The sequence below is a fragment of the Marinobacter sp. S0848L genome (assembly GCF_023016065.1).
Classification (GTDB): domain Bacteria; phylum Pseudomonadota; class Gammaproteobacteria; order Pseudomonadales; family Oleiphilaceae; genus Marinobacter.
On record NZ_JALKAQ010000001.1, the window covers coordinates 1 to 25,165 of the forward strand.

A 25,165-nucleotide genomic window follows, 5' to 3' on the forward strand; every position below is an offset into this window, starting at 1 on the left:
GCCATGGATGGCTTCAGCTAAGCGCACAGGGATGTGCTCGTAGCGTCTCCCGAAAAGGCATTCCCGACCCGGCGCTTGCACCAAACCCGGAAGCCCCGAAAAATCAGATGTAGCTTGTTTTTCAAAACTCTGCCTATTGTCCATGATTCACGTATCATGTGGTACACCACTTCCCCAGAATACTAGAGAGCAGATGGCAAAACGCAAACTGAACAAACGCCAGCAATGGCGCATCGAGAAGATCCAGAAAGAGCGCACCACCCGAATGGCCCGCAAGGAAAAGGCCGTAGAAGCTCAGGCTGAAGCCGGTGAACTGGGGCCCGAACAAGAAGGCCTGATCATCGCACATTACGGCCAGCAACTGGACGTTGAAGCCTTGCAAGGTGATGACGCGGGGCAAGTATTTCGATGCTTTGTTCGAGCTAACATCAGCAGCCTCGTGACCGGCGACAAAGTCGTTTGGCGACCCGGTAAGAGTGAAACCGGAGTGATTGTTGCTCGTTGCGACAGGGAGAACCTGCTGCAGCGGCCCGACAACTTTGGTGCCCTGAAGCCTGTCGCTGCCAACATCGACCATATCATTCTGGTAATCGCACCAGAACCGGAGCCTCACGATAGCCTGATTGACCGGTATCTTGTGGCGTCTGAAAGCTCCGACATTCCCGCCGTACTACTGCTCAACAAAACGGATTTGATTAACGACCAGAACCGACCGCAGATCGAAGCTCTGCTCGCCCGTTATGAAGCTTTGGGCTATCAGGTTGAACAAACGTCGGCAGCCGCCTGCGAAGGCGAGCCCGCCCCCGAGGTTGAAGCACTGGTTCGCAACCAGACCAGTGTGTTCGTGGGCCAGTCAGGTGTCGGCAAATCGTCGATTATTCAAACCCTGCTGCCAGATGAGCAGCTTCGGGTAGGCGCAGTGTCAGAGAGTACCGGCAAAGGCGTACACACCACCACCACTGCCAAGCTGTTCCATCTCGCCAGCGGCGGCGATTTGATTGATTCGCCGGGCATCCGGGAGTTTGGTTTGTGGCACATGACGCCGCAAGAAGTGGAGTACGGCTTTCGGGAAATTCGGCCATTGATGGGGCTGTGCAAGTTCCGGAACTGTCGGCACATGGGCGATCCGGGGTGTGCACTGGATGCCGCGGCGGAGAACGGCGAAATTTCCCGGGAAAGGCTTAAAAGCTTTCACCGGATCCTTCAGGACATGGCCGAGCAGCAAGCTCGCGGGTTAAAGCTAAACTGAGCGATCCGTTCCGGTGCGCGAAAGCTTTACCAGTTGAGCTCCCCCGGCGCGGGTTCGGGGCGCTCTTCTCGCCAGCTGCCATCCTCCAGCTTATCCAATGCATCTTGCTCTTGCGCTTCGGTGGGGCGTGTCAAATCGATCAGCGGTTTGGGCGAAGATGCTGCTCTGGCGCGTGCATCCGCCACCGACTTGTTCTTCAGTACGATGATCGAGATTCGACGATTGATCGGTGCCGTCGGATTATCCGTATCGAACAACACCGAATCACTTAGCCCGACTACCCGGGCAATTTGTTCAGACCGGACACCACCTGCCACCAATGCCCGCCGGGCCGTGTTGGCGCGATCTGCCGACAATTCCCAATTGGTGTAGCCCGGACGACCGTTGAACGGTGTGGCATCGGTGTGGCCCGTAAGACTGAGTTTGTTGTTCACCGAGCCGAGTGTTTTCGCGAGTTCGAACAACAATTCCTGGGTGTAATACTTAAGCTCTGCCCGCCCCGAATCGAACATCGGGCGCCCCGACCGGTCAACAATCTGGATCCTCAAGCCTTCATCGGTGATATCAATCAGCAACTGATCTTTGAATTCTTGCAGGGTTTCGTTCTGCTCAATTCGTTCTTTCAACTCCTGAAACAACTGCTCCATTCGGCGCTGCTCGAGCGTGTCCGCCAGCTCATCCACGATTTCATCTTCAATTTGAATGGTGCTGGATTCGATATCCAAGGAACTTTCATCAATAACCGAGGCACTGCCGCCCAGATCGATCGGATTCGGCGAGCCGCCCTCGGTAAAACCAACCGGATCTTTGAAGTAACCTTCGACCGCTCGCTTTTGCTCAGGCGTAGCTGTCGCGGTTAACCAGAGCACCAGAAAGAACGCCATCATCGCAGTGGCAAAATCGGCAAACGCTACTTTCCAAGAGCCGCCGTGATGACCAGCGACGACTTTCTTCTTGCGTTTGATGATGATCGGCTGTTGTTCCACCCTTAACTCCGGCTATGGTTGAGCGGCATCACTTGGAGCGTACGTGATCGTTCAATTCCTGAAAGCCCGGCCGTTTCTCGGTTGGCAAGGCTTTGCGGCCAAATTCAATGGCCATTTGCGGAGCCTGGCCGGCAACCGTCGCCACGATGGCTGACTTTACACACTCGTAGGCTTTCAGCTCGTATTTCGCAGTGTGCTCAAGGGCGATTGAGGCCGGGCCGACAAAACCGTAGCCCATCCAAATGCCCAGAAACGTACCTACCAGCGCCGCCGCCACGCTCAAGCCGATCTTCTCCGGCCCTTCGCTCAGGAAGTTCATGGTGATAACAATGCCCAGAACTGCCGCTACGATCCCCAACCCCGGTAAGGCATCGGCGATCTTGTTAACCGCGTGAGCAGGCTCTTCCAGCTCATGCTGACGATTCTCGATTTCGTTTTCCATCATGCTTTCCAGCTCGTGGGGTGCCATGTTTCCGGAGCTGATGATGCGCAGGTAGTCGGTGATGAAATCCAGTAGATGCTTTGATTTCATAATGGCCGGGTAACGGGTAAAAATCGGACTTTCTTCCGGGTTGTCGACGTCCTCTTCAATGGCCATCACGCCCTGCTTGCGTGATTTATCGAAGATCTCGTAAAGCAGACTCAGAAGGTCCATATAATACGCTTTGTTGAACGGAGAGCCGGTGAGCAATCGCAGCAGTCCGCTAAACACCTCTTTCACGGTGTGCATCGGATTGGCGATCACAAACGAGCCCACCGCCGCCCCGCCAATGATCAGCACTTCCGTTGGCTGCCAAAGCACCGCCAAATTCCCGCCGTGCAGAGTGTAGCCACCGAGAACACTCGCAATAACAATCACTGCACCAATAATCAGCAGCATAAAGAAGTAGTCGTCCGTTTGGATTCTGTTGAAAATCAGCGTTTGATGATAGCAAGCTCACGGCAGAACAGCGAAGGGGAGAAACAATTTCTATACACTGCGCCCAGTTTGCTAAACTGCCCCGCTTTATAGAACCGAGAGATGTCTCAAATGCTTGATAAACTGTTCGTCTTGAGTCAATACGTCACGCCGCAGCTAACGCTATCACGATTGGCTGGCCGTCTTGCTGACTATGACCGGAGTCCAGCTCTTAAAAACCGCGTCATCCGCTGGTTTATCGGCCGTTACGGGGTAAACATGAGTGAGGCCGCCGAATCTGACCCCACCGCTTACGACAGTTTCAACGCATTTTTTACCCGCGCTCTCAAGCCCGGTGCCCGTACCGTTGATCAGAGCGCGGGCGTATTTGTCAGCCCGGTTGATGGTGCTATCAGCCAATTAGGTCAAGTCACGGCAGACGACCGGGTATTTCAGGCCAAAGGGCAGTCTTTCAGCCTGACCGAACTGCTCGGTGGTGACGAAAAGCGCGCAGACGCCTTTCGTGAAGGTGAATTCGCCACCATTTATCTGTCCCCTAAAGACTACCACCGAATTCACATGCCGGTGGCCGGCACACTGAAAGAAATGGTGTACGTTCCCGGCAAGCTGTTTTCTGTTAATCCGGTCACGGCCGAAAACGTTCCGAATCTGTTCGCGCGAAATGAGCGCGTAGCCTGCATTTTCGAGACCGAAGCCGGCCCCATGGCGCTGGTTTTGGTGGGCGCGATGATCGTCGGCAGTGTCGAAACCACCTGGGCCGGTGTGGTTGCGCCCAAGCCGAGCAAGGTAACCGAGTGGCAGTACTCAGGTGACCAAGCGGTTCGCTTCGAGAAAGGCGACGAGATGGGACGCTTCCGCCTGGGCTCGACCGTTGTGCTGGTCATGCCCAAAGGCGCGGTGAACTGGAACGCAGACCAAGTCGCAAGCAAAACGGTAAAAATGGGCGAGGCCTTTGGCCAGTTGAAGCCAGCGAAAGCCTGACGCGGTCAGGCTCTCTCGATCGGAAAGGCCAGAACTTCCTCGATCGTTTTCGCAGCCATTTTCAGCATCAACAGCCGATCTAGCCCCAAGGCAACACCCGAGCATTCGGGCAGGCCGGCCTCCAACGCCGCCATAAAGGCACTATCCAAAGCCATTTCAGGCTTGCCAGCCAGCCGGCGCTGCTGGTTGTCGGCCTCGAAACGCTGTCGCTGCTCCTCCGGGTCCGTCAGTTCCCAATACCCGTTGCAGAGCTCCAAGCCGTTGATGTAAAGCTCGAACCGATGCGCGACCGGGTGCCCCTGCTGTTGTGACACCCTTGCCAGGGCAGCCTGCGCCGCCGGATAGCCGGTAATAAACACTGGCCGCTCGAAGCCCAAACCTGGCTCCACCGCAAAACTCATGACCAAATCCAGGCAATCGTTGCGGCTCAGCTCCGCAAGTTGTTCCGGCCCCAGCCATTGGGCGCAATAACGTTTCAGGTCGTCATCGGAGATTTCCATGGGGTCGAAGCCGGCGCTTTCGAACACTGCCTGCCGATAGTTCAGTTGAGCCGGCCGCTCACACCCGAGCCAACCGCACACCAGATCGGCCACTTCCGTCATGAGCGCCTGATCATCCATTCCGACCCGATACCATTCCAGCATCGAAAATTCCGGGTTGTGACGTCGCCCTCGCTCGCCATTCCGAAACACACGGGCGATCTGGTAGATACAACCAGAACCTGCAGCCAAAAGCCGTTTCATGGGGTATTCAGGCGAGGTTTGAAGCCACCCCCCCTGGACTCTCCCGGCCCTTATATCTGCCGGGATACCGTCGAGATTCAAATCGGTAACGCCGTGGCGGCCAAGTACTGGCGTTTCCACTTCCAGCACATTCCGCTCACAAAAAAAGCCGCGCACGTAAGCAAGCTGCTGTGCACGGCTTTTTAGAGCGTCCCGCGAGGCAGTCGGCTGCCAGACAGGAGATTCAATCATCGGTCATTAACTGCTTTTGACGCGGTTTACGTATTCGCCAGTGCGAGTATCCACTTTCAGCACTTCACCGATGACGATGAACAACGGCACGTTGACAACCGCCCCCGTGGACAAGGTCGCAGGCTTGGAGCCGCCTTGTGCGGTATCGCCCTTCATGCCCGGGTCCGTGTCTACAACCTCGAGTTCAACAAAGTTCGGCGGCGTAACCGACAAAGGCGCACCGTTGTACAGCGTTACGGTGTAAACGTCTTGCTCTTTCAGCCACTTAACAGTGTCGCCGACTGCTTTAGCGTCTGCGGCATACTGCTCGAAAGAACCGTCCGTCAGCATGAAATGCCAGAACTCCCCATCGGAGTACAGGTATTCCATGTCTTGTTCCATTACGTCCGCCGCCTCGAGACTCTCGCCCGATTTGAAAGTACGCTCCCAAACCCGGTTGGTCATCAGGTTGCGAAGCTTTACACGGTTAAAAGCCTGCCCTTTACCGGGCTTAACGAATTCGTTTTCCAGCATGATACAAGGGTCGCCATCCAGCAAAACCTTGAGCCCGCCACGAAATTCGTTGGTAGAATATGAAGCCATGAAATGTCCACCTGACATACTGTCGTTAAAAATTCAAAGGCCGCTATGATACAGCGAACTCCGGTCCGTATAGAAGCCCGTAACACCAGTCATCTTCCAGAGCACGGAACCTGCACTGCCGAAAACCAAAGCTGGCAAACGATTCTGAGCCAATCACTGAGCAACCCTGAGCAGTTACTGGAACGCCTCAACCTGCCTGCAGAACGATGGCTGGAGGGCGCAAAGAGCGGCCACAAACTGTTTCAGATCCGCGTGCCCGAACCGTTCATCAGGCGCATGGAGCCCGGCAACCCGAACGATCCGCTGCTGCGCCAGGTACTGCCAATAGCCGACGAAACCGTAGAGCAGCCCGGTTTTGTCCGGGACCCCCTGGAGGAAAATACCGCGATTCAGACCACCGGCCTGATCAGAAAATACCACAGCCGTGCTCTGTTAATGGTCACCGGCCAATGTGCAATCAACTGTCGCTACTGCTTCCGGCGGCACTTCCCTTATGGAGAGCATAAACTCAGCCGCGATGACCGCCACCAGATTGTTACGGCACTGAACGCCAGCCCCGAGATCAACGAAGTCATTCTCAGCGGTGGCGACCCATTGGCCGTCAATGACCGTCTGCTCTCGCAGTGGGTGGATTTGCTCGATGCGGTACCCCACCTGAAGCGATTGCGCATTCATTCACGACTGCCGGTCGTTATCCCTCAGCGGGTGTGTGACGACATGTTATCGTGGCTGGACCGTACCCGCTTGCAGAAAGTGCTGGTGGTTCACGTAAACCACCCCGCTGAAATTGATCAGGCCACTCGTGAGGCATTCGCACGCTTAAAACAAGCCGGTGTTACGCTTCTAAATCAGAGTGTTATTCTCAAAGGAGTGAACGATAACGCCGACACGCTGTCAGCGTTGAGCGAGGCACTGTTTGATGCGGGTGTAATGCCGTACTATCTACACGCCTTTGATCCGGTGGCCGGAGCGCATCATTTCGATGTCAGTGATGCCGCTGCAGCCCTGCTCGTTCGGCAAATGCTGGAAAGGCTCCCGGGATTTCTGGTTCCGAAACTCGTACGTGAAGTTCCGGGCGAAACCAGCAAAACCCCAATACCAGTAAATTAGTGAGGCATGTCGCAAAATTAAGCGGTTTCTGACTTGTCAAAGATTGTTAACTAATGACTTTCTCGCTTTTTGTCATCGCTTTGCTACTTTAAAGTCTAGTACCGGGAAACAATAAAGAGCTGTATTTTCGGTAATTTCACTTAAACACTCACCGTAATTTAGCCACTGGCGCGAGATCATAGTAGGCATGACTCTGAAACCCGAACTTAAGGTCCCTGAGCAAAAAACAGCGAGCTTGTCGTTTTGCGACACTTCGCCCAAAGCGTTCCGTGCCTGGACCCGCCAGCTGCCTATGGCGAATATCGGTGAAACCTCGCGCCAGCTCTATCACGCGATCATAGAAGTGAATCAGTTGTTCCTTCCGCCCCAACAACGCATGCAGTTTCTGGAGTTAGCCAGGGACAAAATTCACTTTGTCTGCAACGAACTGTCCCGGCACTTCCTCGGTCTGGCCATTGCCCTGCCGGAGAAGCAGCGCAAAATCGCCAACCTCACACAAGCACTCCAGCTTCATTTAGCCAGCGGCTACAAGCTGTGTGTACTTGAATTTATTGACAACGGCGGCCTAGACAAAAACAAGCGTCAGATCAGCATAGCCATGCATCGCGCTATCTCCGAACTGGGCGCCACCATTCTCCGCGCTCACCAGTTGTATTGCCCCAGCCCGGCCAACAGCTGGCTGGAGTGCCACCGCCTGTTCCGGTTCGCCAAGCGCCATAAGCTGGATGCACACGATGTTGACGACCAACTGCTCAAACATCGCCGTTCCAGCACCGTGGCGGACAGCTACAAGCGTGTCTTGCTGTTAGGTTGTGCTCGGCCGAATCAACTGCGCCAAACCGAGCTGACACTGATCTACGATCTGTTCGAAACCTGGACCGTGTATTGCGAATGCGGCCCAGAGCTTGGCGACGACAGCCTGTTCGTGGTTAATCTGGAAAAAGACTCGTCACCCATCTACCGCAGCTTGCTTGAGCAGGTTCCAGGCGAAAACAATGTCGGTTTCGATACCCGTGAACTGTCAACGCACTTGGCCGAAGCCGTTCAGGCGCGTCACGAAAAATCCGCGAGCGCGACGAAGCTGGATATCCCGGCAACCATCAGCGATAACTTGCTGACACACCTCAGCCAGGCATTGGGCATTTTAGCCAAGCGCAATTTCAATCGAATTGCCAGCCAGGGAACTCTGGAGATTTGCGTCGGCCTAACCGCCGCCCATTATTTTATTGCCGGAGAGAAAACCTTTCCGGAGTTCGTTGACGGCAACGATGAACAGCATGAAGAAGAAAATTTCTTTATTCGCAACTCCACACCAAAACCTGACGCCTGGTCTGGAGCGCACGATGCGGCTGCTCAGGAACGCAGTTTGCCACCATCAGACGCTCCCATTAATTTCCGGAACAGTTCGGGCACCAAACCAAGCAAAACCAGGCCGGTTGCCCACAAAGCCTCGCTGATCAACACCAGTCCGGGCGGTTATTGCGTGGGCTGGGAAAGCAACATCCCGGCATCTTTGCAGGCCGGAGAAGTGCTCGGTGTCAGGGAACAAAGCTCGCATCCCTGGAGTCTGGCGGTGGTCCGTTGGCTTCGACAGGTTCGCAACCAAGGCACTCAAGTGGGCATCGAACTGCTCGCCCCCAGTGCCGCACCCTGCGCAGTACGCCTCATTCAGAAAGTGGGCAACAGCAGCGAATACCTTCGCGGGCTCATGCTGCCGGAGATCAGCGTGGTTAACCAGCCTGCAACCCTTATTACTCCTCGCTTGCCGTTCCAGAGTGGCAGCCGTATCTCGCTGCTGCACGATGGCTGCGAAGACCAGGGCCAATTGCTGAAAAAGGTTTCCGCAACAGGCAGTGTCAGTCAGTTCGAGCTTAAATTGCATACAGCCGCAACCTCCTCGCACACCAAGGGGCCCCGGGGTTCTGGCTCAGGCACAACAGAAGACGAATTCGACTCTTTGTGGCCGTCGCTTTAAACGACCTGTTAACAGTCCATTGACGTCAGGGTTGTTATTAATCAACAACCCCTTCATCATTCTATTGCAATGATACGCCGGTTATTTGCCGAAAATCCGGAAGAATTTTACCTTCCGCATTACTGACGGCAAATCGCTTCGGCACCATCAAACGGCATGATGAGATATCGTACGAATGCAGAAAAAAAACTCCACGGTTCAGCTGCTGATCCTAGACCCATCCCAAAATGATGCCGAGTCATTGGTCAGTTTGCTCCGCAACGCCGGCAAAGCAACCCGAGCCCATCGCATCACCTCGGAAGAAGATCTCGAAGAAGCATTGAAAGCTTCACACTGGGATTTTCTGCTGGCCAGGGACCTAGAGGAACTGGAATTCGGGCCAGAGGCGGCGCTCGCTATGGTTAAACGGATGGACAAAGATATCCCGTTCATCCTGTTAACCAATGAGCCAAACCGGGAACGGGACCTCGCGATCATGCGCCTTGGTGCTCAAGACGCAGTGCCCTTTGAGCATACCGAAATGCTGGTACTGGCGATCAAACGCGAACTCGCGGCTCTGAACGAGCGCCGCAAACGCCGGGTTCTGGAATCTCACCTGCGCGAGGCCGAACAACGCTGCCAGCTTCTGCTCGAGAGCTCCAAAGATGCGATTGCCTACATCAACGATGGCATGCACATCTACGCCAACCAATCGTACATGGAGTTCCTCGGCTACGACGGCATTGACGATCTGATCTGCGTCCCGGTTCTGGACACGCTAACACCAGAATGCCAGGAGCAGTACAAAGAATTCATGAAAGCATTTGAGGAAGCCGGTACCAACGGCATGACCTTCAACTGCACCGCACGTCGCAGCGACGACAACGAACTCAACGTCACCATGTCTGTCTCCGCCGCGACATATGACGGCGAAGCCTGTACTCAGGTGGTGCTGCAACCGGAGCACAGTGATGCGGAACTCGAAGAAAAACTCCGGAAAATAAGCAGCCAGGATTTGTTGACTGGCCTGTATAACCGTCAATATCTGATGGAGCGGCTGGCCGAGACTCTGGCCACTTCTGCCAAGACCAATGAAACCGGTGCCCTGGCCTACATTGGGATCGACAACTTTTTGAGCATGAAGAGCGACGTGGGCATTGCCGGTGCCGATTTATTGCTGGGTGATCTGGCGTCACTCCTGAAAGAACAAGCGCCTGAAGACATGACGCTCGCGCGTCTCAGCGATGATGCGTTCTGCATCATGTGCCTTCCGTGCAACGACAAAGGTCTGGCTGAGCTGGGCGAAACCATTCGGAAAGCTGTGGATGACCACTTGTTCGAAATCAACGGTCGCACGGTCTCCCTGACCGTTTCCATTGGCGTTTCAGCCATTACCGAGAACTCCCCCAAGGCCGAAGAGCTCCTCAGCCGGGTTCATTTGGCATCAGCCGAAGTCAAGAAACAGCCGGGGCATGAAAACGGCAATGGCGTTGTTATATACAACCCGGTTGATTTTGAGGCGCCCGATGAGTCAAACGCCCTCGAAATGGTCACCAAAGCCATGGATGAAGACCGGCTTTACCTGCTGTTCCAGCCCATCATCAACTTGCGCGGTGAGGGCGAAGAGCACTATGAAACGCTGGCCCGAATGACCAACAGCGACAACCAAGAGGTGACCCCCTACGACCTGTTGCCGGCCATTTGCCCTCCGGAAACCGCCATAAAGATCGACCGCTGGGTGATTCTGCAAGCGATCAAACAGCTCTCCAGCCATCGCTCCCGCGGTCATGACACCAAGCTGTTTGTGAACCTGAGCGCTGAAACCCTTCAGGATGTCACCTTTACCCCTTGGTTAAGCGTAGCCCTCAAGGCTGCGCGACTGTCTGGCGACGCACTGATCCTCCAAATTAGCGAACACAACGCCAACAACTTCACCAAACAAGCAAAAGAATTCACGAAGGCAGTACACGAGCTCAACTGCAAAGTGTCGATCAAGCATTTTGGCGGTGCCATTAACCCTTTCAATGTACTGAAACACATTGATACGGATTACGTGAAATTTGACGGCTCGTTCACTGAGAGCATCCAGAAAGACGAAAAAATCAAAGATCAAGTGAAAGAAATGGCCAGTTCGCTGCAACAATCCGGCAAGCTGACTATCGTGCCGCAAGTGGAAAGCGCCAGCGTTCTGGCGACCCTCTGGCAAGCAGGCGTTAACTACATTCAGGGTTATTACCTGCAAGCTCCGGGACCGGAAATGAACTACGATTTTGGCGATCACTGATTGTCGCGAATTACGGCATAAAAAAAGAGGTGAAGACCATGTGTCTTCACCTCTTTTTTACAACTGCAGCCGTTGTTTTACAGCGTCTGATTGGTTTCACTCTCACGAAACCCGATCAGATACAGAATGGCGTCCAAGCCTAGCGTGGAGATGGAGTGCTTAGCCGACTCCTTAACCAAAGGCTTGGCCCGGAACGCTACCCCCAGCCCCGCCTGGCTCAGCATAGGCAGGTCGTTCGCGCCGTCGCCCACCGCGATTACTTGCTCTCTGGCGATATGCTCTTTCTCGGCGATCTCCAGCAACAATTCCGCTTTGCGCTGACCATCGACAATCTGCCCCTTCACTTCGCCGGTCACTTTCCCATTTACGATTTCCAGTTCATTGGCGTAAACGTAGTCAATGCCCAACTTACTCTGCAAATGACGTGCGAAGTACGTAAAACCGCCCGAGAGAATGGCTGTACGATAGCCCAGCGCCTTTAAACTTCGAATCAGGTGTTCGGCCCCTTCCGTCATGCGAAGGCGGTTGGCGATACCCTCAAGCACCGATTCGTCTAACCCTTTCAGCAGCGACAGCCGTTCCGCAAAACTCTGACTGAAATCCAGCTCGCCCTGCATGGCACGCTCGGTAATCTCTGCAACCCGATCACCCACACCGGCTTCCAGCGCCAACTCATCAATCACTTCCGCTTCAATCAGTGTCGAGTCCATATCGAACACCACCAAGCGGCGGTTACGACGGAAAATCGAATCGGCCTGGAAAGCGATGTCTACGTTCATCTCGCCCGCAATGTGCAGGAAGTCCGAGCGCAGCTGTTCCAGATCCAGCGGTGTTCCGCGAACCGAAAATTCGACACAAGCAATCCGGTTCTCGGAGGCATTCAGGGATGGCCGGGCAGACAAGCGGGTGATGTTGTCGATGTTCAGGCCGTGACGTGCGGTTATTTCAGACACACGGGCAATCTGTTCCGCTTTAATATCCCGAGACAATAAGGTCACAATGTAACAGGCTCGGTTACGCCCCTCGGCCCAGGACTGGTATTCCTCAACCGTGATCGGTGCAAACCGAACCTGCAGATCCAGCGCGTGCAGACGAAACAGAATATCGCGGATGACCGGCGAAGACTGGGACTCGTCCGGAATCTCAATCAAAATACCCCAGGTCAAGTAATCGTGAATCACCGCCTGACCGATATCGAGAATGCGCACATCGTATCGACCCATAATCCCCGTTATTTCCGAGGTCAGCCCGGGCTTATCGCGCCCGGATACGTTTACCAGCACCAGCTCACTCACTGTCTACACTCTCCTCTTCCTCTGCTCTGGCGGCAGAGGGAATGACATCGATACCGTCCACGCGCTGCAGCCCGCGGGGCAATTTGTGGCCACGGCGGCCACGCTCTCCGAGATAGTGCTCAAGATCACTGAACCTCAAACCAAGCTTGCGCTTTCCGGCTCGCACTTCCAGCTGATCTTCTTCGCCAAACACGGCGACAGCTACCACAAACTCCTCGCGGTTCTGCACTCGCGCGGAGGGAATGCTGATGATCTTATTGCCCTTGCCTTTCGCCAGTTCCGGCAATTCGTTAAGCGGGAAAACCAGCATTCGTCCTTCATTGGAAATCGCCGCAAGATACAGGGTTGACGCGGTTTCCGGCACCGTCACCGGCGGCATGATTTTGGCCCCTTTCGGAACAGTCACCACGGCCTTCCCGGCCCGGTTTTTACTGATCATGTCACCCAGCGACGTGACAAAGCCATAGCCGGCATCCGTCACTAACAACGCCTTACGCTCTGGTTTACCCATGAGCAAGCCCGAGAAGGTGGCACCAGACGGCGGGTTTATCCGGCCAGTCAGCGGGTCACCCTGGCCTCGTGCAGACGGCAGCGAATGGGCCATCAACGCGTATGCCCGACCGGTAGAATCGAGGAAGATCGCTTGCTGATTGTTGCGGCCTTTGGCGGCCAGAGAAAACCGGTCGCCGGATTTATAACTCAGGCCAGACGGATCAATATCGTGCCCTTTCGCGGCCCGCACCCAGCCTTTTTCCGACAACACCACCGTTACCGGGTCGTTGGACACCAGATCGGTTTCACTGAAGGCTTTGGCTTCTTCACGCTCGACAATAGGTGAGCGACGGTCGTCACCGTAGGTTTCCGCATCCTGTTGAAGCTCGGTTTTTATCAACTCCCGCATACGTTCTTCAGAGCCCAGAATGGCCTGAAGCTCATCACGTTCCAGGGCAAGTTCATCCTGCTCGCCACGGATTTTCATCTCTTCCAGTTTGGCCAAATGACGCAATTTCAGTTCAAGAATTGCCTCCGCCTGTTCCGGCGACAAGCCAAAACGGGCCATCAGCTCCACCTTCGGCTTATCCTCTGTGCGGATAATTTCGATTACCTCATCAATATTGAGGTAGGCAATCAACAAACCTTCCAGCAAATGCAGGCGGGCCAGCACTTTGTCCAAACGGTGCTGCAATCGGCGCGTTACCGTGGTTTTCCGGAAGGCGAGCCATTCCGTCAACATCTGATGCAGACCTTTAACTCCGGGACGACCGTCGTTGCCGATCACGTTAATGTTCACCCGGTAGGTTTTCTCAAGGTCGGTACTGGCAAACAAATGCGCCATCAGACCTTCCAGATCCACGCGATTCGAGCGCGGCACAATCACCAGCCGAGTCGGGTTTTCGTGGTCTGACTCATCCCGCAAATCCGCCACCATCGGCAGCTTCTTGGTTTGCATCTGCTGGGCTATTTGCTCAAGAACTCGATTACCTGATACCTGGTGCGGCAAATCAGTAACCACGATCTCGCCACTTTCTTTGACCCAACGCGCCCTCATTCTCAACGAGCCGCGGCCCGTTTCGTACATCTTGCGAAGATCGTTGCGCGGGGTAATGACCTCGGCACGGGTTGGGAAATCCGGGCCTTTGACATGTTCGCAGACCTGGTCAACGGTGGCTTCTGGCTCATCCAGCAGACGGATACAGGCTGCGGTGACCTCCCGTACGTTGTGGGGCGGGATGTCTGTGGCCATGCCCACCGCGATGCCGGTTGTGCCATTCAGCAACACATGCGGCAAACGTGCCGGAAGAACCGAGGGTTCCTCCATGGTGCCATCAAAGTTGGGCACCCAATCTACCGTGCCTTGGCCCAGTTCACTCAACAACACATCGGAGAATCGCGCCAGCCGGGATTCGGTATAACGCATGGCGGCGAAGGATTTGGGATCGTCCGGTGACCCCCAGTTGCCCTGCCCGTCGACCAGAGGGTAACGGTATGAGAAGGGTTGGGCCATCAGCACCATGGCTTCGTAGCAGGCACTGTCGCCATGAGGGTGGAACTTACCCAGAACGTCACCCACGGTTCGAGCCGACTTCTTGTACTTGGAGGTGGACTTCAGGCCCAACTCGGACATCGCGTACACAATCCGCCGCTGCACCGGCTTAAGCCCGTCGCCCACATTGGGCAAGGCCCTATCCAGGATCACGTACATGGAATAGTCGAGGTAGGCCTTCTCGGTATAATCGCGTAGCGCTACCCGCTCGAACCCTTCATCGGTCGTCTGAAACTCTGGCATGAACGCCCCTTTGCCTTAACTGCCTGATTTGGAATGTCGATTCGTTACCCGAAAGAGACACCGGGAAATGTGGCCCACATTATATGGACGCCAGCCACGATACACCAATTTCCAATAGCGGAATTCCCGCATGGAGAGTCTGTAAGGTGCGCCGTATTCTCGCTGATCTAGTTAGATTGCCGTCTTATCTCTGAGCAAGCGGAAACCTATGATTCCCAATCTGAAAGCCTGCGGGCACGCTATGATAACGGCTCTGGTAAATGCCACTCTTGCAGTTGTTCTGATGCTGTTGGTGGAGTTTGCCATCAGTGGCACGTTTCAACTACCAGCCCCGTATCTCTGGGCTGGACTGGTGATTTGGGTTGTTATTTTTGTGGCCCAGTTTCTACGTCAACGCCATCTTTGCAGAGCAAACGAGCAACCAGAGAATCACTAACACCCTGTCTTCATGGAGTATTGGCGATGCAATCGCCGAAGGGAACTTAGCCTGGGGGCCCAGCATTCCGGCCCCAGGCTACGTATTGCAGACTTTACTGACGAATACCTTCTACAGAAATTTCGATCTCAACGGTTTCAGAGGCCTTGCCCAGATCCATCGGGATACCGAAATCCTTCAGTTTGATTTCCGTTTCAGCTTCAAAGCCCATCCGGTAACCACCCCAAGGGTCCGCGCCGTGCCCCAGCATTTCAGCCTCTAGCGTCACTTCACGGGTGACGCCCCGTAGCGTCAGATCACCGATGATATCGGCTTCGCCTTCGCCGTCCATAACAACTCGCTTGCTCTGGAAGGTGGCTTCACCAAACTCGCTCACGGACAGGAAATCATCACTGCGCAAGTGCTTGTCGCGCTCGGCATGGTTGCTGTCGATACTTGCGGTATCGATGGTCACAGACACGGAGCTGTTTTCCGGATTTTCAGCGTCATAAACAAATTGGCCATCAAAATCGTTAAAGCGGCCGTACAACCAGCTGTAACCGAGATGGGAGATCTTGAAGGTAATAAACTGATGAGCGCCTTGCGTGTCAAAAGCGTAAGTTCCGCTGCGCTCATCGGCATAGGCCGAGGTCATTACCGCCATGGAAACGGCTGAAGCCAGTATCAGTTTTTTCATAAAGTTCTCCTTAATTTACTTTGGTATTACTCAGTTCCTGAATTGAACCACTTACGATTTCCCGACCATTCGGCGCAAGGTCGCGTCTTTGTCGATAAAGTGGTGTTTTAGTGCTCCCAGAGCATGAACGGCTGCCAACGCAATCAGCGCCCAGGTACTCCAGTAATGCACAAGGCCGGCGGTGTCTTCCATACCTTTGATGCGACCGGTCACAGAAGGAACCTGGAACCACCCAAACACATCAATAGCGGAGCCATCGGCCGTAGAGATCAGGTAACCGCTGATCATGGCCACAAAAATCAACACGTAGAGCAAGGCGTGTGCGATGTGAGCCGATGCCACCTCCCAACGCTTATGCTCAGGCAACGGTTTGGGTGTCGGTGTCGCAAGTCGCCACAACACGCGGAACAACATGGCACCAAACAGCAATATGCCCACTGAACGGTGAATATCAGGGCCCCGACGATACCACTCGTCGTAATACGACAAATCAACCATCCAAAATCCCAGCCCAAACAGCCCGATCACAGCGGCCGCAACCAACCAGTGCAATAAAATGGAAAGCCAACCGTACCGGTCATCAGAATTTCGAACTGCCATGTTTACTCCAGCTTAATCATCTATCGTGCAGGGCCAACAGTATTCACCTTATATATGAGGACCTAGTCTAAAGCCCTTAGATAACCAATCAAATCGAAATATTCTGTCTTCATTGATCAGTTTCTTTGAATAATCTATACCACTAGGAGGGTAACGCCTCGGCCACTTTGGTCGTATAGGGATTTTACGGATTGTCGGAATTTATCGGTGCGATAGACTTTAACCAAACTTATGAACTGCCCCGTCCAGGGGTGTTAATGACAGAGGAAAGCGATATGGAACTCGATTTCGACGAAACCGTAGTCATCCCCAGCAATAACTAATGACGCTTGAATCCCGGCTCCACGCCGGGATTCTTCATTCTGCTCCCGCCTTTTTATTACTCCAATACAAACTGTTTCCCGCGATACTCATTAACCAGTGGTAATCAGCCTCATTTTTTGGCACTCTTCAGCTTGTAAGATATTGAAATAAAATGAACCGTGCCAAGGATATAGGCACTCTGGCGATTAGTTCAGCTGTAGCTCGTTATATGCTTAACAGCTGTTTAGATCTATTACACGGCCCAGACGCACCTATGTCCTACAGCCTTAACGAAATGCTAGCGGCTCCTGAAGCCGATCTACTGTCGCCTATGCTTAGCCAGCAGGACGATCTGTGGACCGCTACATTCCGAGGGCTAACGCTGCACACTGCCCTTCAGCCTATCTACAGCATCGCGCATAAACGCACGGTAGGCTATGAAGCTCTGATTCGCGCCTTCGATAACGACAATGCTGCGGTTCTGCCGCCGCACCTGTTTGATCTACCTTCTACCGATGCGGAAAACCTGCTTCTCGATCGGCTCTGCCGCTACCTGCATGTCCGCAACTACAGCAGCATCAAAGACCAGCTGAACTGGCTGTTTCTGAACGTGTCGCCGCGGGTCGTTACTCATGGCAACCAATCGGATTCGTTTTTCGGGCAAATTCTTGAGAAGACAGGGCTACCCGCCCATCGAATCGTTATGGAGATCGTCGAACAGCCTACCGACGATGCCGATAAGCTTAGAGAAACCGTCGCCTATTACCGGAAACTCGGTTGCCTCACAGCAATAGACGATTTTGGTGCGGGCCATTCTAACTTTGAACGTATCTGGAATCTGTCACCGGATATCGTGAAGCTCGACCGGTCACTATTGATGCGGGCGGTTGACGACCATCGCGCCCGGCAAATCCTGAACGGCATTGTATCGCTGCTGCGCCAATCGGGTTGCCTCGTCCTGCTGGAAGGTGTTGAGACTCGTGACCAGGTCATGATCGCCATTGATGCCGGGGTCGATTTTGTTCAGGGCTTTTACTTCCAGCGCCCCAGCATCGACCTGGAAGCAATGTCTCAGACGCCCACAGACCTGGACGCTTTACTGACGGAATACAAACTAAGAAAACAGGTCAAACAGGACCCGACGCGCCAACTGGTCAACTATTTCATGGCCCCTTTTATGCGTGCTACCGAGCAGCTCCGGAAGGGCGTTAACATCCGTCAGGCCTGTTCAGAACTCATCACCCACCCGGTTGTTTCCCGTTGTTACCTGGTGGATTCCGACGGCGTTCAGATAACCGAAACGCTCCTGCCCAATGACAGCCCGGCCGGACAAGACCCTCGCTTCAAGCCTCTCGAAGACACCGCCAGCGCGGATTGGTGCCGACAGCAGTATCTTAGCCAGGCGCTTGAACAACCCGGTAGCTTGCACGTGACAGCACCTTATCTTTGCGTCACCGGCGCCAATATGTGCGTCACCCTGTCTCTGGCCTACAACTCCGAAAGCAGCCTGCAAGTTCTGTGCTGCGACATCATGAGCGATTCAGATCAGATGTTATAAATCAGAGCGATAACACTCACCGCAACTATCCCCACGAAAATGTTCATTGGTAGACCCACCCGTAGAAAGTCGGCAAACCGATAGCCGCCGGGCCCGAACACCATCATATTCGTCTGGTAGCCTAAAGGCGTCGCGAAGCTGGCCGACGCCGCCATCATCACAGCAATGATAAACGGCTCTTCGGCGACCCCCATCGCCTGCGTCAGCGACAACACCACCGGCACAATCAGCACCGCGGCGGCATTATTGGTGATCACTTCCGTCAGCACCGACACCACCAGGTACACCAAAATCAGCGCCACCAACGGACTCCCCTGACTCAAGCCAAACACCGAGTCGGCCAAATACCGTGCTGCGCCGGTTTGCTCCAGCGCCCCGCCCAATGCAAAAGACGATGCAATGGTTAATACGACCGGCACATCGACCGCCTTCTGCGCCTGCCCCACTGTGCAACAGCCAGATACGATCATCAAAAACGCCCCCACCAGTGCGGCATTCAGCATGGTCATCACACCGCATGCGGCGAGGCCAACCAGCACCAGCAGAATTGCCCAGGATAACCAAGCCCGGTCGTGGCGAGGCGCTTCGGTTTCCAAATCGTTGATCAACAAAAAGTCTTTGTTGTAACGCTGCCGGCTCACAAACGCCGGACGGGCTTCCAGCAACAACACATCCCCGGGGCGCAGCCGTATATTTCCGAGGTTGCCGGGCACCCTTTCACCACCCCGGGCTACCGCTAACACCACGGCACCATAACGATCCCGCACACGGGCATCACGAATAGTCTGCCCGAGCACATCACACTGCGGTGAGAGCACCGCTTCCACAAGCCGTCGTTCAGCCCGATCTTGACTCAGCGCCGGCTCATCATCGTGAACCGATGGCACAATGCCATTGATGCGAAGCAAGTCGGATATCGCCTGGGTGTCACCGGCAAACACCAACCGATCGCCCCCTCGTAACCGTTCTTCTGAAGGCACGGCGGTAACCACGCTTCCGTCACGTTCGATCTCGACCAGATAGAGCCTCTCAAGCTCTCTCAGGCCAGCCTCTCCCACTGATTTACCCACCAGAGGCCCGTTGGCGGCAACCGCTACCTCAAGGGTGAATTCTTTGACCGAACCGAATTTTTGATAATCCTTCTTTTCAGGCAGGAATCGTGGCAGGAACACCAGCATCGCCAACACACCTATAGCGGCCACCGGCAACCCGACCTGGGTAATGGCAAAAATAGAAAAACCATCGCTGCCCGTTAGCTGTTGATACTGTCCGTTCACCACCAGGTTGGTACTGGTGCCAATCATGGTCAGCGTGCCGCCAAAAATAGCCGCATAACTTAAAGGAATCATCAGTTTGGAAGGAGCGACACCGATCTTGCGTGACCAGCCATGAACCGCAGGAATCATGGTGGCCACCACAGGGGTGTTATTCAGAAAGCCACTGAGCAGAGTAACCGGCAACGCGATGCGAGCCTGAGCTGCCCGCACGGTTTTGGGTTTACCGAGGATATAACGCACTAAAAGATCGACACCTCCGGAGTGGTGGACTCCCGAGGCAACAACAAACAAGGCAACAACGGTGATCAGACCCGGGTTACTAAACCCGATTAGCGCTTGCTCATGGCTGACAATACCCGTAGCGCTGAGCAACACCAGCACCGCCAGCATCACCAGATGCGGTGCAAATCGCCCAGATACCATCAAAGCCAGCGCAGCGCCTGCCAAAAATAGAGAAAACCAGCCTTCCCAGTCCATAAGCCTGTCTGTTCCACCCAGAAAACAGACAGGATAACGAGCCGGAGGCTAACTTAAAAAGAATAAGAAGAGATTTTAATAGCTCTTAAAGAAATATCAGCCTGCAACGTCCGCCATATTGCCGTATGCTTCCAGCCAGGCCTTACGGTCAGAAGCACGCTTCTTGCCCAACAGCATATCCATCGCTTCGTCGGTATCGTCGCCCTCTTCCAGCGTAAGCATTACCAAACGCCGCGTATCGGGTGCCATGGTGGTTTCGCGCAGCTGCAGCGGGTTCATTTCGCCCAGCCCTTTGAACCGGGTAACCTGAAGCTTGCCCCGACGGTTTTCGGCTGCCAACCGGTCCAGAATGCCCTGTTTCTCGTGTTCATCCAGTGCGTAGAACGTTTCCTTGCCCAGATCAACCCGATACAGCGGCGGCATGGCAACGAAAACGTGCCCGGCACTGACCAACGGCCGGAAGTGTTTCACAAACAACGCACACAACAAGGTCGCAATGTGCAGGCCGTCGGAGTCCGCGTCGGCGAGTATGCACACCTTATTGTACCGCAGGCCGGCTAAGTCATCAGAACCCGGGTCTACACCAATCGCTACCGCAATATCATGCACTTCCTGAGAGGCCAGAATCTCACCCGAGTCGACTTCCCAGGTATTCAATATCTTGCCTCGCAGCGGCATCACAGCCTGAAACTCCCGATCCCGGGCTTGTTTGGCCGAGCCGCCGGCCGAATCACCCTCGACCAGAAACAATTCAGCGCGATTGGAATCGGTGCCGGAACAATCTGCCAGCTTGCCCGGCAACGCCGGGCCAGAGGTAACCTTTTTCCGAGCCACTTTCTTGCTGGCCCGCAGCCGGCGCTGAGCGTTGCTGATGAAGAGTTCCGCCAGCACCTCGGCCACATCGGTATGTTGGTTCAACCAAAGGCTGAACGCATCTTTAACAACACCCGAAACGAAAGCCGCTGCTTCCCGTGAAGACAGGCGCTCTTTGGTCTGGCCGGAGAACTGAGGCTCCTGCATTTTGAACGACAAAACGTAGGCAACCCGCTCCCAGATATCTTCCGGTGACAATTTAACACCACGTGGCAGCAGGCTTCGGAACTCACAAAACTCGCGCATGGCTTCCAACATACCGGTGCGCAGCCCGTTCACGTGGGTCCCGCCTTGCGCCGTTGGTATCAGGTTCACGTAACTTTCCTGAACAGCGTCTCCACCTTCAGGTAGCCATTGAACGGCCCAGTCCACTGCCTCCTGATTACCCGAAAAGCTGCCGGTGAACGGGTTCAGGGGCACCGCTTCGATATCTGCCAATGCGGTGCGCAGATAATCCCGCAGACCGTCTTCGTACAGCCATTCGTCTTTCTCGCCGGTTTTTTCCTGTATGAATATGACCGTCAGGCCCGGGCACAACACCGCTTTAGCGCGCAGGTTATGGCGCAAGCGACTGACCGAGAAATTCGGGCTGTCAAAATATTTAGGATCTGGCGAAAACCTTAGCCGGGTACCGGTGTTGCGCTTGCCAACCGTGTCGATGACTTCAAGCTCGGTGGCTTTTTCACCGTTTTCGAAGGTCATCCTGTGGACCTGGCTATCCCGGCGTATCGTGACCTCCAGCAGAGTTGAAAGGGCGTTAACCACTGACACGCCGACACCGTGCAAGCCACCAGAAAAGTTATAATTGCCTTCCGAAAATTTGCCCCCCGCGTGCAAACGCGAAAGGATCAGCTCAACCCCCGGCACCCCTTCTTCTTTATGGATATCTACCGGCATGCCCCGGCCATCGTCTTCCACACTTAACGAATTGTCGCTGTGCAGGGTGACTTCTATCTTGCGGGCATGCCCAGCCAAGGCTTCATCAACACTGTTGTCGATGACCTCTTGCGCCAGATGGTTTGGCCTTGACGTATCCGTATACATTCCCGGGCGCTTTCGCACCGGATCAAGGCCGCTTAGAACTTCAATGGCATCGGCGTTGTATTGTTGCTGGCTCATAGAAAGGGCATAACTCCGAAAGTGATCGTTGCGCCATAGCTTATTGATTAAGGCTCAAAGATCAACGTTTGATTTTTTGGCACATCGGTACTGCTCAACGCTTCACACGCTCGACCAGCGGCTGATCGGTGACACCGGTCACTTCAACCCGCGCCCAGTCGCCCCCAGCGACGGCCAGCACGGCACACGGCGAGGTAATCACCTGCGCCACCATCATGCCGGGCGCCGGTGCCTTTAAATCCATCTGCAGATTAAGCGTGCCGTCTTCCTGGCTAAACTCGGCCAGTCCAAGGCTATAGCCCGCGGTGGGCTTTTGGCCCAAAGTCACGAAGATAAGTTGTTCTTGGGCCAAATCGACCTGCCGGATGACATCGGTGGACATATTCTGGCCACGCACGCCCAGAAACGAATCCAGTTTTTCTGCGGAATTCACATACGCGACACCAGGACCGGTCAAACCACAGTGAGCTGACTGGGTAACCTGGCGAACCTGCGCGCTCTGCGGAAGCGGAGTGTTCCCCGACGCAGCACAGCCGGTTAGAACCAATAAGAGTGCCGTTGCCGCAAATACTTTCATCGAAAAAGGGGTCATTGCAATGCCTTTCTGGTTGGATTCGTGGAAACCGCTCGGCCCCTGCTATCGATCAGCTGGTAGCCCTTAAACTTCGGCCGGGGCAGAATATCCGGGCTGGCGGCCGAAATGGTCGGACGACTAAAACCGGTGGTCATGCGAAGCCCACTTATGGACTGCCGCACCTTAACGGTTACCACTTCCCGCAAACCCGTGACCGGATACTCTGCGCACGCCTCCCCGGACTGGCAGATAAAGCCATCACCATCGATATCGGTTCCGGCAACCAAATAGTAGTCGCCGGGAGCCACCCCGCTCAGCTGCCGGGGCTCTTCGCCATCGTCGGCTTCAAATTGAAACGAATACTCGCCATCCTGCACCGTGGCTGTCACCTGAGCCTCGGCCAGATACACACCCTGCTCGTTTGGCTCGGTGCCCACCAGCAAGACAAAGTGTTTGCCGGCATTCCGGGCTTTTTCATCGGTAATTAGCTGACCAATAACCGGTATGTGCAGCTGTTTACTGCCATTGTAGCTCACCACAATATCACCTCTGGCGGCGACGTCGGGGGTCAACCGATCAGGCAATAAAATAACCTCAAGAGTAAATGGCTTCTGCGAGAAGTCTTCCGTCACGCGTAGCCAGGCTGGGTGTGAGTCTACCGAAGCACCGGTTACTGGCGCAGAGCCATAAACGTTAAGCTCAACCACCTGCGCCTCAACCCCTTCGTTACTCAACGACACCACAGCCGGTGACGCAGACAGGACCGGGCCTGCAAAGCCCTGACTGGCTGCCGACACCGCTTTGGCGGCATCCAGCACCCCAAACCCGACCTGATCCGAGCGCCGACCCGAATATTCCGTTAATTCACCACTCTCGAGCAGCGCCCGGATGTCGCCGTAATCGAGTTCAGGCTTCTCCGCTTTCATCATCGCCAGCACGCCGGAGACGTGAGGCGCCGCCATGGACGTGCCTTGAAGGCCCCGATAATCGGCTTCGTACTGACCGGATTTGAGCACCGCGCTGGTGCTCCAGATCAAATCTGCCTCACCATCGGTATTCGCATCACGACCCGCATCACCACCCGGCGCCGCCAAATCGATCCAACTGCCGAAATTGGAGTAAGAGGCCAGATTTCGGGCACCGTCTACCGCACTCACCGCAAGCACGTTCCGGGAGGCTGCCGGGTATGATTTTTCCGAACCGGCGGCATTGCCTGCCGCGGCAACAAACAGCATGCCCTTGTTCACGCCTGCCGCCATGACTGATTCTAACTGAGGTATCTCCGGCAGGCCTCCCAAGCTCATGTTGACCACTTGTGCCCTCGGCGGTTGCCCGCTGCTGCCATTTACCAGCCAGGCGATGGCATCAATCAAATCAGCAGAGGAGCCGGTACCGCCTTCGCCCAACACCCGCACGGGCAGCAAGTTAGTCCCGAAAGCTACGCCACCACTGCCCTTGTTATCAATAACAGATGCGACGGTTCCCGCCACGTGAGTACCGTGGTACACGTTGCCGCCCACACTGCTACCCGGATCTCTGGGGTCGCTGTCGTTGTCGACGAAGTCCCGGCCTGTTACCACATTCCGGTCCAGGTCCGGGTGCCACCCGGACGAGCCCGATGCCCGAAACAACCCCGTATCCAATACCGCCACATTAACACCAGCACCGCCACTTGGCTCGATCTGCCAGGCAACCGGCCCATTGATCATCCCGTAATGCCACTGCTTACCGTACAGGGGCTCACCAACCGGCGATTGGCTCCGCATCTGATAATTCGGAACGGCCGATTCAACTTCGGGTTGCTCTCTGAGTGAGCGTATCCAGGCCAGCGTATCCGGCGGCATCTGGCCACCAGCCATCGCGCGGGCAGTGTTAGTCATGGTGCGCAACCAGGTGCGTTCGCCGAGTTTGCGCACCCCGGCGGAGCGTTGCGCGCTCATGTTGAAGGCCGGTGCCGCTGCGGAAGCCGATTCCGTCAACGTGACTATCGCCTCGCCTTCCACATATCCGTGATCCGGCCATTCGTAGGCGGCATTCTGTTGTGCCGTCCCGGCAGTTTTCAACAGCACGTAACGCGACGGCAAATTACCCACGTTCCTGACCACCACCTGATAATCGCCAGCTTGTCCGGCATTGAGGCGAAACTGTGCGGTTTCGTCCCGACCGGATGTCCGTACTGCCGGATACCCTTCAACCTGCAGTTCGAGCGCCACATCTGCCCCACAGGTACCAAAACTCTTGAGTACCACTGTTTCACCAACGGCCAAAGGCACTGAAAACGTATCGAGGGGGTCTTGTTCATAATCCTGCGGCTGACAGGCCCGCGCGGGAGCCGGGTAAGTGCCCGCATTCGGGCTCACATACCCCGCGAGCACAAAGCTGGCGGGCAACTGTTGTTCGGCGGTGGCGGGAGAGGCACCCTCTCGGCGCAGTTGATCCATGGTGTCCTGATCAATACGGCTGTTCGCTTCGATAGCGATTGCCCCTGACAAAGGGCTGAAAAGACTTTCGGGCACGTCATCATCCGAGCCCCCGGAATCGCTGCAGCCGGCCAGCACCACCATCCATGGTGATAATACGATCAACGCAATTAAAGCTCTCACGAGTGCTCCATCAGTCAAGAGATTGCCGGACTTACAAAGAAAAAACCC

The 25,165-nt window shown here is 55.0% G+C and carries 18 protein-coding genes; 6 read left to right on the top strand and 12 right to left on the bottom strand.

All coding sequences use genetic code 11. The features are described from left to right. Positions 1-193 precede the first annotated feature (193 nt). A complete protein-coding gene (gene rsgA, locus MWU64_RS00005; RefSeq protein ID WP_247058977.1) occupies positions 194-1,249 on the top strand; it encodes a small ribosomal subunit biogenesis GTPase RsgA in 1,056 nt (351 codons plus the stop codon). Between the two features lie 26 nt (positions 1,250-1,275). On the opposite strand, the gene motB is transcribed toward rsgA, so the two are convergent. Beyond that, positions 1,276-2,235 carry a flagellar motor protein MotB gene (gene motB, locus MWU64_RS00010; RefSeq protein WP_247058979.1) on the bottom strand — a complete coding sequence of 320 codons (960 nt, stop codon included), beginning with the start codon at positions 2,233-2,235 and terminating at the stop codon, positions 1,276-1,278. A 28-nt stretch (positions 2,236-2,263) separates the two neighbouring features. After that, complete coding sequence (motA, locus tag MWU64_RS00015; RefSeq protein WP_247058981.1) at positions 2,264-3,115, bottom strand: flagellar motor stator protein MotA; 852 nt, start codon at positions 3,113-3,115, stop codon at positions 2,264-2,266. Positions 3,116-3,265: 150 nt separating this feature from the next. Between motA and asd the strand changes: the two genes are divergently transcribed. After that, entirely contained in the window at positions 3,266-4,135 is an 870-nt protein-coding gene (gene asd / locus MWU64_RS00020; protein WP_247058983.1) for an archaetidylserine decarboxylase, read from the top strand. A 5-nt stretch (positions 4,136-4,140) separates the two neighbouring features. Here the strand turns inward: asd and epmA are convergent, their stop codons facing one another. Next, on the bottom strand, positions 4,141-5,109 hold the full coding sequence (gene epmA, locus MWU64_RS00025) for an EF-P lysine aminoacylase EpmA (RefSeq protein ID WP_247058985.1): 969 nt from the start codon (positions 5,107-5,109) through the stop codon (positions 4,141-4,143). A gap of 6 nt (positions 5,110-5,115) precedes the next feature. After that, positions 5,116-5,691 carry an elongation factor P gene (efp, locus tag MWU64_RS00030; protein ID WP_114334174.1) on the bottom strand — a complete coding sequence of 192 codons (576 nt, stop codon included), beginning with the start codon at positions 5,689-5,691 and terminating at the stop codon, positions 5,116-5,118. Between the two features lie 45 nt (positions 5,692-5,736). On the opposite strand from efp, the gene epmB reads away from it, so the two are divergent. The 3 genes from epmB (at position 5,737) to MWU64_RS00045 (ending at position 11,039) form a co-directional block, all read left to right on the top strand. Next, the gene (gene epmB / locus MWU64_RS00035; protein ID WP_247058987.1) at positions 5,737-6,801 is read left to right on the top strand and encodes an EF-P beta-lysylation protein EpmB; all 1,065 of its coding nucleotides are present in this window, start codon (positions 5,737-5,739) and stop codon (positions 6,799-6,801) included. A gap of 178 nt (positions 6,802-6,979) precedes the next feature. Continuing rightward, the gene (locus MWU64_RS00040) at positions 6,980-8,776 is read left to right on the top strand and encodes a GTPase (RefSeq protein ID WP_247060695.1); all 1,797 of its coding nucleotides are present in this window, start codon (positions 6,980-6,982) and stop codon (positions 8,774-8,776) included. Between the two features lie 175 nt (positions 8,777-8,951). Further along, on the top strand, positions 8,952-11,039 hold the full coding sequence (locus tag MWU64_RS00045) for an EAL domain-containing protein (protein ID WP_247058989.1): 2,088 nt from the start codon (positions 8,952-8,954) through the stop codon (positions 11,037-11,039). A gap of 77 nt (positions 11,040-11,116) precedes the next feature. On the opposite strand, the gene serB is transcribed toward MWU64_RS00045, so the two are convergent. The 4 genes from serB to MWU64_RS00065 form a co-directional block, all read right to left on the bottom strand. Continuing rightward, entirely contained in the window at positions 11,117-12,334 is a 1,218-nt protein-coding gene (serB, locus tag MWU64_RS00050; RefSeq protein WP_247058991.1) for a phosphoserine phosphatase SerB, read from the bottom strand. After that, positions 12,327-14,621, bottom strand: a complete 2,295-nt coding sequence (gene parC / locus MWU64_RS00055) for a DNA topoisomerase IV subunit A (protein WP_247058993.1) — start codon at positions 14,619-14,621, stop codon at positions 12,327-12,329. The genes serB and parC overlap by 8 nt, the downstream gene beginning before the upstream one ends. Positions 14,622-15,151: 530 nt before the next feature. Continuing rightward, the gene (locus MWU64_RS00060; protein WP_247058994.1) at positions 15,152-15,733 is read right to left on the bottom strand and encodes a YceI family protein; all 582 of its coding nucleotides are present in this window, start codon (positions 15,731-15,733) and stop codon (positions 15,152-15,154) included. A gap of 51 nt (positions 15,734-15,784) precedes the next feature. Beyond that, positions 15,785-16,333 (bottom strand): cytochrome b, encoded by a 549-nt coding sequence (locus MWU64_RS00065; RefSeq protein ID WP_114334182.1) that lies wholly within the window; start codon positions 16,331-16,333, stop codon positions 15,785-15,787. A 577-nt stretch (positions 16,334-16,910) separates the two neighbouring features. Between MWU64_RS00065 and MWU64_RS00070 the strand changes: the two genes are divergently transcribed. Continuing rightward, on the top strand, positions 16,911-18,194 hold the full coding sequence (locus MWU64_RS00070) for an EAL domain-containing protein (protein ID WP_247058996.1): 1,284 nt from the start codon (positions 16,911-16,913) through the stop codon (positions 18,192-18,194). On the opposite strand, the gene MWU64_RS00075 is transcribed toward MWU64_RS00070, so the two are convergent. The 4 genes from MWU64_RS00075 to MWU64_RS00090 all read right to left on the bottom strand — a co-directional run bounded on the left by MWU64_RS00075 (position 18,182) and on the right by MWU64_RS00090 (position 25,117). After that, a complete protein-coding gene (locus tag MWU64_RS00075; protein WP_247058998.1) occupies positions 18,182-19,948 on the bottom strand; it encodes an SLC13 family permease in 1,767 nt (588 codons plus the stop codon). The two genes, MWU64_RS00070 and MWU64_RS00075, sit on opposite strands and share 13 nt — an antisense overlap. 96 nt (positions 19,949-20,044) lie before the next feature. Further along, the gene (parE, locus tag MWU64_RS00080) at positions 20,045-21,940 is read right to left on the bottom strand and encodes a DNA topoisomerase IV subunit B (RefSeq protein WP_247059000.1); all 1,896 of its coding nucleotides are present in this window, start codon (positions 21,938-21,940) and stop codon (positions 20,045-20,047) included. A 94-nt stretch (positions 21,941-22,034) separates the two neighbouring features. Next, positions 22,035-22,532: a protease complex subunit PrcB family protein gene (locus tag MWU64_RS00085; RefSeq protein WP_247059002.1), complete on the bottom strand. Its 498-nt coding sequence runs from the start codon at positions 22,530-22,532 to the stop codon at positions 22,035-22,037. Then, positions 22,529-25,117: a S8 family serine peptidase gene (locus MWU64_RS00090; protein WP_247059004.1), complete on the bottom strand. Its 2,589-nt coding sequence runs from the start codon at positions 25,115-25,117 to the stop codon at positions 22,529-22,531. Before MWU64_RS00090 ends, MWU64_RS00085 begins: the two co-directional genes overlap by 4 nt. Between the last annotated feature and the right edge of the window lie 48 nt (positions 25,118-25,165).